Origin of the sequence: uncultured Propionibacterium sp. (assembly GCF_963539965.1) — a bacterium.
Taxonomy (GTDB): Bacteria; Actinomycetota; Actinomycetes; order Propionibacteriales; family Propionibacteriaceae; genus Propionibacterium.
The window spans coordinates 29884-39154 of sequence record NZ_CAUTOU010000013.1; the positions used below are offsets into that span (position 1 = coordinate 29884).

A 9271-nucleotide genomic window follows, 5' to 3' on the forward strand; every position below is an offset into this window, starting at 1 on the left:
CATGGAACCGGTCACTCTCCCCATCGCGCTGCTGGCGGGCATCGTCTCGTTCGCATCGCCCTGCTTCCTGCCCATCGTGCCGGTGTACGTCGGTTACGTGGCCCAGGGGCGGGACGGAGCGGCCGGCTCGCGTCGCCGGGCAGCGGCTGGGGCACTGCTCTTCGTCGCGGGCTTCTCGGCGGTGTTCATGGCGCTGTGGGCATCGCTCGGGGCGCTGAGCGAACTCCTGGTGGGCCACAGGCAGCTCCTGCGCATCGCCGGTGGGGCGCTCCTCGTCCTGATGGGCCTGTACGTGACCGGCCTCGTCCGGCTGGGCCCGCTCGAGGCCAGCAGCCGACCGCTGCTGCGCGCGCACCGCTCGCCGCGCCATCCCGGGCTGGCCTCGCTCCTGCTGGGCGTGGGCTTCGGGGCGGGCTGGACGCCGTGCATAGGCCCCATCCTCGGGGGCATCATCGGGCTCGCCCGGATGAGCTCATCCGCGGGCCGGGGCGCTCTTCTGATGGTCGTCTACTGTCTGGGACTGGGGATCCCCTTCGTCCTGGTGGCGGCCGGGGCCTCGCGGCTGTGCGATCGGCTCGACTGGTTCCGGCGGCACCACGTGGCGACCTCGCGCGTCTGCGGCGCGCTGCTGGTAGTGGCGGGATTCCTGATCATCACGAACCTGTTCGAGCGCCTGGCCGGCCGCCTGCCGGTGCTGGGCCCCTAGCAACGACGTGGGGGAGACGATGACGACACCAACTACGACCGACGAGCACGACGAGGCCCCTCAGATCAGCATCGGCGACTTCTTCGGCGCGATACACCGCTTCCTCCACAACAGGAGGGTCGGCCTGGCGCTGATCCTGGCGATGGGCGTCCTGAGCCTGCTCGGCATCCTGATCGAGCAGGCGGACCCGACGGTGCGCTCCGACCCCGACGAGTACGCCGACTGGCTGGAGCAGACGAGGTCGAAGTACGGCGGCTGGACGGACGTGCTCGACAAGGCCGGTTTCTTCCACATGTTCAGCTCGCCGCTGTACATCGTGGTGCTCGTGCTGCTGGCCCTGTCGATCATCGCCTGCACGGCGCACCGCGTCCCGGTGCTGTGGAGGAACGCCTCGCATCCGAGGACGCGCGTCACGACGGGCTTCTACTCGCGTGCCCGCATGCGCGCCCGGGCGGTCACCCCACTGGGCGTCGACGAGGCCCACGACCGGGTCAGGACGATGCTGTCGAAGGCGCGCTTCCGCGTGGTGCCCGATCCCCAGCGCCCCGACCAGATCTACGCCGATCGCTTCCGTTTCGCCCCCTTCGGCACGGTGCTCGCCCATGCGGCCTTCGTCATCATCCTGATCGGCTTCACGCTGACCGGCGCGGCAGGCTTCCAGGATGAGGAGGTGACGGTCCCCCTGGAGGGCCGCGTCGAGGTAGGACATGACACGGGCCTGCAGGTCGAACTCATCTCCTTCGAGGACAGTTACTACGACGACGGCCTCCCCAAGGACTACGCCAGCGACTTGGCCGTCTACCGCGACGGTCGGCAGGTGGCCCGCCAGACGGTGCGCGTCAACCACCCGCTCACGGTCGACGGAGTGGCGTTCAACCAGAGCTACTCCGGCACGGCCGTCGACGTGACGGTCGCCGATGCCGACGGCATCGAGATCACCACGCAGGTGGTGCCCCTGGAGTGGACCACCTATGACGGGCAGAACTCGTACGGCGTCGTCACCCTGCCGGACCAGCATCTCGACGTCTATGTGATGGCCGCGGTCTCGGGGGCCACGACGTCGGAGCTGTCGCCCGGCGAGGTGCGCATCGAGGTCTACGGCGAGGGCGGGCGGACGCTGCGCGGCTCGGGGACCGTCCGGCAGGGCGAGCAGGGCACCGTCGGCGGACTGAAGTTCACCTTCAACCGCGAGAAGTCCTACACCGGGCTGCTCGTGGCCCGCGATCCGGGGGCCGTCTGGGTGTGGACCGGTTCGGGGCTGCTCCTGGCCGGCGTCTGCACGACGATGCTCGCCCGCCACCGCCGCCTCTGGGTCCGTATCAGCGAGGAGCCCGAGGGCGGTTCTCTCGTGCAGTTCGCCTGCCCGGATCGCCACGACACATCCTTCGAGAACCGTCTGAGCCGCATGGCGGCGAGTCTCGAGAGCACCGCCGAGGAGAGCGCCGACAATGCTTGAGATCTCCAGGTACTGCCTGATCGCGGCCACCACGGCCGTGGCTCTGGCGCTCATCGCCCAGATCGTCGTGGCGACCGCCCGTACGGCCCCGCGGGAGGGCGCGGAAACGGCCGGCGGGCCCGCGAAGCCGAGGAGCAGGGGCCTGGCGCACTACGCCACCGCTCTCGGCCAGTTCGCGTTCGTCTGCTACACGGCATGCCTCGTGCTGCGCACGATCGTCGTGCGCAGGGCGCCGCTGTCGAACCAGTACGAGTTCGCCGTCTCGTTCGCCTGGGGCATCATGCTGGCCATGGTGATCGTCGAGTGGCGCACGAGGCTGCGCGCCCTGACGCTGACGGTACTGCCGGTGGACCTGGCGCTGAGCCTGTACGCGCTGACCCTCGACGACGAGGCCACCCAGCTCATGCCGGCCCTGCAGAACGGCTTCCTGCTGCCCCTGCACGTGATCACGGCCTCTCTCGGCTACGGTGCGGCCGCGGTCTCGTTCGGCGCCGCGGTGCTGTACCTGCTGCACGACCACCTGGGTCGGGTGCGGCTGCCCGGCAGGGAGCGCCTGGACGAGCTCGGCTACCATTCGATCGTCGTCGCGTATCCGCTCATCACGCTGATGATCATCCTGGGTGCCATCTGGGCCGATGTGGCCTGGGGGCGTTACTGGAGCTGGGACCCGAAGGAGACCGCCGCACTGGTCACCTGGCTGTTCTACGGCGCCTACCTGCATGCGCGAGTCGTCGGCGACTGGCGCGGCAGGAGGGCCGCATGGCTGCTGATCCTGGGGTTCGCAGCGGTGATCTTCACGTTCATGGGCAATCTCTTCTTCGGAGGCCTCCACTCCTATGCCTGATCGCCTGTCCGACCGTCACGGAACCGGTACGGGATCCCCCGCGAGGGGGCCCCGCGGGAAGGACTCCGGCTGGGCGAGGTTCCGCCGCAGCCCGCTGTTCACGCTGCTCGTCCTGGTGATCACGGCCGGTGTGGTGATCACCGGCACGTGGCTGGTGAATCACCACGGCGGCTCCGACGAGGCCGACATCACCAGCGTGCGGGTGAGCGGCGGTGCCGGCAAGCTCGTCGAGGTCGGTCGGCCTGCCCCCGACTTCACGGCGACGACGATCGACGGGCGGACGGTGGGGCTCAGCGCCTTGCGCGGCCGCCCGGTCTGGCTCATCTTCGAGGCGAGCTGGTGCGCGGCCTGCCGCTCCGAGGCGCCCGACGTCGAGGCGGCCTACCAGCACGGCAGACGGGCCGGCCTCGAAGCCATCGGACTGTACTTGTCGGAGGACTCCGAGGCCGTGCAGCGCTACGTCGACACGCTCGGTCTGACGTACACCCAGGTGTCTGACGCGGGCTCGCGCATTGCCGGCTCGTTCGGTGTGATGGGCATTCCCAGCCATGTGTTCATCGACGCCGACGGCGCGGTGCAGATCGCCCACCCGGGGGCGCTGAGCGCCAGCCAGATGATCGCCGACGTGAATCGTGTGACCGGGCAGGGCTGAGCCGCGCGCCCTCCCCCGCGCTTCCCGGAAGCTGCCCGGGGCGACTACGAGGGCCTCGCCGGCGCGGACGGTGTCATTGCCGCCGGTGACGGTCATGCTCGGGCTCGCCCGCGCGATCAGGGTGTTGTCGCCGCCGGTCAGGACGGTGGCCGGGCAGTCCCCGGCGAGGTCACCGGCCGACTCGGCGGAGCCGGACGGGCCCCGCCGAATCGGTCAGTCGCGCGCCAGATTGCGCAGCACGAACTGCATGATTCCGCCGTTGACGTAGTAGCTGCGCTCGCCGGGGGTGTCGATGCGCACGACGGCCTCGAAGGAGGTCTCCGAGCCGTCGGCACGGGTGGCGACGACGGTCATGGCTCTTGGGATGGTGCCGTCGTTGAGTCTCGCGATGCCCCTGATGGCGAAGCTCTCCTCGCCGCTCAGGCCGAGTGATGCGGCGCTCTCGCCCTCGGGGAACTGCAGCGGCAGGACGCCCATGCCGATCAGGTTCGAGCGGTGGATGCGTTCGAAGCTCTCGGCGATGACGGCCCTCACGCCCAGCAGCAGGGTGCCCTTGGCGGCCCAGTCGCGCGAGCTCCCCGAGCCGTACTCCTTGCCCGCCAGGACGATCAGCGGGACGCCGGCGGCCCGATAGCCGAGCGAGGCATCGTAGACGGTGGCGACAGGCGCACCCGGCTGGGTGAAATCCCTCGTGAAGCCACCCTCGGTTCCGGGCGCGAGTTGGTTGCGCAGCCGGATGTTGGCGAAGGTGCCGCGCATCATGACCTCATGGTTGCCGCGGCGCGAGCCGTAGGAGTTGAAGTCGAGCGGCTTCACACCGTGCTCCAGGAGGTACTTGCCGGCAGGGGTGTCCGATCTGATGGCGCCGGCCGGGCTGATGTGGTCGGTCGTCACCGAATCGCCGAGCTTGAGCAGCACGCGGGCGCCGGAGATGTCCTCGACCGGGTCGGGCTCGGCGGGCATGCCCTCGAAGTAGGGGGGCTTGCGCACGTAGGTGGAGTCCTGGTCCCAGGAGAACAGGTCGCCGGTGGGGGTCTCCAGATTCTGCCAGCGCTCATCGCCGGTGAAGACATCGGCGTAGTCGGTCCTGTACATCTCGGAGCCGATGCAGCCGTCGACGACCCGCTCGATCTCGTCCTTGCTCGGCCAGATGTCGGCCAGGTAGACGGGCTCGCCGTCCGCGCCGACGCCCAGCGGTTCGGTGGTGATGTCCGCGTCCATCGTGCCGACGAGCGAGTAGGCCACGACCAGCGGCGGGCTGGCCAGGTAGTTCATCTTCACGTCGGGGTTGATGCGGCCCTCGAAGTTCCGGTTCCCCGAGAGCACCGAGGTGATGGCCAGGTCGTTGTCGTTGGCGGCGGCGGTGACCTGCGGGAGGACCGGGCCGGAGTTGCCGATGCAGGTGGTGCAGCCGTAGCCGACGACGTCGAAGTCGAGGGCGGCCAGCGGTTCGATGAGACCCGCCTCGGTGAGGTAGTCGGTGACCACCTGGGAGCCGGGGGCGAGGGTCGTCTTGACCCAGGGCTTGCGGCGCAGGCCCCTGGCGACGGCCTTCTTGGCCAGCAGACCGGCGGTGACCATGACCGAGGGATTCGAGGTGTTCGTGCAGCTGGTGACGGCGGCCACGCCGATGGCGCCGTTGTCGAGGCGCACCTTCTCACCGTCGATCTCGGTCTCGAGGGGGCGGGTGGCGTCGCTGACGTATCCGGCGACGTCGCGGTGGAAGACCTCCTGGGCCTCGTCGAGGCCGATGCGGTCCTGGGGGCGCTTCGGACCCGCGATCGAGGGCCGCACGGTGGACAGATCGAGCTCGAGGTACTCGGAGTACTCAGCCTCGTGCGCCGGGTCGTGCCACAGGCCCTGGAGTTTGGCGTAGGCCTCGACGAGGGCGACCTGCTGCTCGTCGCGGCCGGTCAGGCGCAAGTAGTCGAGCGTGATGTCGTCGATCGGGAAGACCGCGATGGTCGAGCCGTACTCGGGGCTCATGTTGCCGATGGTGGCGCGATTGGCCAACGGCACTCGGGCGACGCCCTCGCCGAAGAACTCGACGAACTTGCCGACGACCTTGTGCTCGCGCAGCATCCGAGTGATGGTCAGCACCAGGTCGGTGGCGGTGGCCCCGCCGGGCAGCTCGCCGCTCAGTTTGAAGCCGACGACGCGCGGGATGAGCATGCTGACGGGCTGGCCAAGCATGGCGCACTCGGCCTCGATACCGCCCACCCCCCAGCCGACGACGCCGAGGCCGTTGACCATGGTGGTGTGCGAGTCGGTGCCGACGCAGGTGTCCGGATAGGCCTGCAGGACGCCGTCCGCCCGGCGGGTGAAGGTGACCCGGGCCAGGTGCTCGATGTTGACCTGGTGGACGATGCCGGTGCCCGGGGGCACGACGGTGAAGTTGTCGAAAGCGCCCTGGCCCCAGCGCAGGAACTGGTAGCGCTCCTTGTTGCGGCCGTACTCGATGTCGGTGTTCTGCCGTAGGGCCTGCGGGGTGCCGAAGCGCTCGGCGATGACGGAGTGGTCGATGACCATCTGCGAGGTGCTGAGCGGGTTGATGCGGGCCGGGTCGCCGCCGAGGTCGGACATGGCCTCGCGCATGGTGGCCAGGTCGACGATGCAGGGCACGCCGGTGAAGTCCTGCATGATGACGCGGGCCGGCGAGTACTGGATCTCGTGGTGCGGCTGGTCCCGCGGGTCCCAGCCGCCGAGGGCCCCGATGTCGTCGGCGCTGACCGCGACGCCGTCCTCGGTGCGCAGCAGGTTCTCGAGGAGGACCTTCAGGCTGTAGGGGAGGTGCTCGTGGCCGGGAACCGCGTCCAGCCGGAAGATCTCATAGCTGGTCTCCCCCACCTGGAGGTCGTAACGGGCATCGAAACTGTTCAGGCTCATTGGCTCTTCCCCGGGCATCTGGCGTCTGCTGCGGCGGGCCGCAGAACGGGCTGCGGGCACCGAGGTGGATGACGATCCGACAACTTATCTTGACATCAAGATAACACTGCGAGGGCTCCCCTCCGCCCCGCATTGCTCAAAGCGGACAATATCAGTCCGCAATCCCCGGGGCTCCGGGGCTGCGACCCGCCGGGGGCGATCAGACGCGCGTGAGGCGACGGTGCCGGCCGGCGCGGGGGCGCGCGGCCTCCTCACCGAGGCGATCGATCTTGTTCCTCTCGTAGTCGGCGAAGTTGCCCTCGAACCAGAACCACTTCGGGTCGTTGTCCTCGTCGCCCTCGAAGGCGAGGATGTGCGTGGCGATGCGGTCGAGGAACCAGCGGTCGTGGCTGATGACGACGGCGCAGCCGGGGAACTCCAGCAGGGCGTCCTCGAGGCTCTGGAGGGTTTCCACGTCGAGGTCGTTGGTGGGCTCGTCGAGCAGCAGCAGGTTGCCGCCCTGCTTGAGCGTCAGCGCCAGGTTGAGGCGGTTGCGCTCACCGCCGGACAGCAGGCCCGAGGGCTTCTGCTGGTCGGGGCCCTTGAAGCCGAAGGAGGCCACGTAGGCGCGGCTGGGCGTCTCGAAGTTGCCGACCGTGATGTAGTCGAGGCCGTCGGAGACGACCTGCCACACGGTGCGGTCGGGATCGATGCCGGCGCGGCCCTGGTCGACGTAGCTGATCTCGACGCTCTGGCCGACCTTGAGCTCGCCGGAGTCGGGGGCCTCCTGGCCGACGATCATCCTGAACAGGGTCGACTTGCCGACGCCATTCGGCCCGATGATGCCGACGATGCCGGCGCGCGGCAGGGTGAAGTCGAGCCCGTTGAAGAGCCTGCGCTCGCCGAAGCCCTTGCGAAGACCGGTGGCCTGCAGCACCTCGGCGCCCAGACGCTTGCCGGGCGGGATGTTGATCTCGCTGGTGTCGATCTTGCGGGAGCGCTCGGCCTCGGCCGCCAGCTCCTCGTAGCGGGCCAGGCGGGCCCTGTTCTTGGCCTGGCGGGCCTTCGGGCTGGAACGGACCCATTCCAGCTCCTTCTCGAGGATCTTGGCGCGCTTGGCGTCCTTCTGTCCCTCGATCTGCAGGCGCTTGCGCTTGGTCTCGAGATAGGTCGAGTAGTTGCCTTCGTACGGGTAGAGGCGGCCGCGGTCGACCTCGCAGATCCAGCCCACGACGTTGTCGAGGAAGTAGCGGTCGTGCGTGATGCACAGGACGGCGCCCGGGTAGTTCTTCAGGTGGCCTTCCAGCCAGTTGACGGACTCGGCGTCGAGATGGTTGGTGGGCTCGTCGAGCAGCAGCAGATCGGGCTGCTCCAGGAGCAGCTTGCACAGCGCGACGCGGCGCCGCTCACCGCCGGACAGGACGTCGACGGGCGTGTCGGGGGGCGGGCACTGGAGGGCGTCCATCGCCTGCTCGAGCTGGGAGTCGATGTCCCAGGCGTTGCGGTGGTCGAGGGCCTCCTGCAGCTCGCCCATCTCGGCGAGCAGGGCGTCGTAGTCGGCGTCGGGATCGGCCAGCTCGGCGCTGATCTCGTTGTAGCGGTCGAGCATGCCCTTGACGTCGGCGACGGCCTCCTGGACGTTCTCGAGGACTGTCCTGCCCTCGGTGAGCGGGGGCTCCTGCTGGAGCAGACCCACCGTGGCGCCCTTGGCGAGGAAGGCCTCGCCGTTGTTGATGGGCTCGAGACCGGCCATCACCTTCAGGAGGGTGGACTTGCCGGCGCCGTTGGGGCCCACGACGCCGATCTTCGCATCCGGGAAGAAGGACAGCGTGACGTTGTCGAGGATGAGCTTCTCGCCGACGGTCTTGCGCACGTTGTGCATCTGGTAGATGAATTCAGCCATGAGGGCGTGGGTTTCCTTCGCGTCTGTGTGGTGACCGCTCGCCGAGGACCGGTGCGGTCGACTGCCTGCTGTCCGGCGAACCGGGCCTGGCGCCCCGTGAGGGGATGACCGGGCCGCGGCGCCTGCGCGGGCATCGGGTGATGCCGGTGCAACTCGATCAAGTATGCCAGCGCAGCAGGCCGCCGCAGAACCGGTCGTCCCCGGCCGGCCTGCTCGCACAGAAGCCCTCGCAACCAGCGCACCCCCTTGGGGTCCAGGCCGTTCAGCGGTTCGTCAAGGATCAGGTTCCGGGGGTCGCCGAGCAGAGCGGCTGCCGACGAGAGCCGCTGTCTCATCCCCAGCGGGCAGGTGGCGGCCCTGCGGTCCGCAACATCGGCGATGCCCGTTCCCTTCAAGCACTCGCGCACCCTCGACGCTGTGATTCCATCGGACAGGGCCAGGCCGAGCAGGCTCCGGTAGCCGGTGCGGGAGCCCACCCAGTACTCCGGGCCGAGCACGACACCCGGGCTCCTCAGCGGGCAGGGATGCCGCGGAAGCGGCGCCTCGTCAACCAGGGCGCTGCCCCCATCGAGCACGAGCAGCCCGCACATCGCCCTGATGGCCGAGGACTTCCCCGCCCCGTTCGGGCCGACCGAGCACGAGATCCGGCCGTCCTCGGCCGTGAAGGAGACCCCCGCCAGCACGGGAACACCCCGGTACCGCTTCGTGGCGTCCACGAGCCGCATTGCCATGTGCTTCCCCCTTCACCAGAAATACTCCATGAACCAGAGAACCGTATGAAGCCGTGGGGCCGGTGGTGTTCATCGGTCGGGGTCGGTGAGGACCGGGGTCAGTTCGATGACGTT

Annotated in this window: 7 protein-coding genes; 4 read left to right on the top strand and 3 right to left on the bottom strand. The window is 69.1% G+C overall.

Annotated elements, in window-relative coordinates:
- The first annotated feature begins 1 nt into the window (after position 1).
- The 4 genes from R2N01_RS04180 to R2N01_RS04195 are packed head-to-tail and all read left to right on the top strand — an operon-like array spanning position 2 to position 3658.
- On the top strand, positions 2-706 hold the full coding sequence (locus R2N01_RS04180; RefSeq protein ID WP_316668762.1) for a cytochrome c biogenesis protein CcdA: 705 nt from the start codon (positions 2-4) through the stop codon (positions 704-706).
- 19 nt (positions 707-725) lie between these two features.
- A complete protein-coding gene (locus R2N01_RS04185) occupies positions 726-2162 on the top strand; it encodes a cytochrome c biogenesis protein ResB (RefSeq protein WP_316668763.1) in 1437 nt (478 codons plus the stop codon).
- A complete protein-coding gene (gene ccsB, locus R2N01_RS04190) occupies positions 2155-3006 on the top strand; it encodes a c-type cytochrome biogenesis protein CcsB (RefSeq protein WP_316668765.1) in 852 nt (283 codons plus the stop codon). Before R2N01_RS04185 ends, ccsB begins: the two co-directional genes overlap by 8 nt.
- Positions 2999-3658 (top strand): TlpA disulfide reductase family protein, encoded by a 660-nt coding sequence (locus R2N01_RS04195; protein WP_316668767.1) that lies wholly within the window; start codon positions 2999-3001, stop codon positions 3656-3658. The genes ccsB and R2N01_RS04195 overlap by 8 nt, the downstream gene beginning before the upstream one ends.
- 213 nt (positions 3659-3871) lie before the next feature.
- On the opposite strand, the gene acnA is transcribed toward R2N01_RS04195, so the two are convergent.
- From acnA to R2N01_RS11400, 3 genes are all read right to left on the bottom strand, one after another.
- Entirely contained in the window at positions 3872-6544 is a 2673-nt protein-coding gene (gene acnA / locus R2N01_RS04200; RefSeq protein WP_316668769.1) for an aconitate hydratase AcnA, read from the bottom strand.
- A 199-nt stretch (positions 6545-6743) separates the two neighbouring features.
- Positions 6744-8396, bottom strand: coding sequence for an energy-dependent translational throttle protein EttA (ettA, locus tag R2N01_RS04205; protein WP_399553233.1), 1653 nt, complete (start codon positions 8394-8396; stop codon positions 6744-6746).
- Positions 8282-9157: an ATP-binding cassette domain-containing protein gene (locus tag R2N01_RS11400; protein WP_399553232.1), complete on the bottom strand. Its 876-nt coding sequence runs from the start codon at positions 9155-9157 to the stop codon at positions 8282-8284. Before R2N01_RS11400 ends, ettA begins: the two co-directional genes overlap by 115 nt.
- Between the last annotated feature and the right edge of the window lie 114 nt (positions 9158-9271).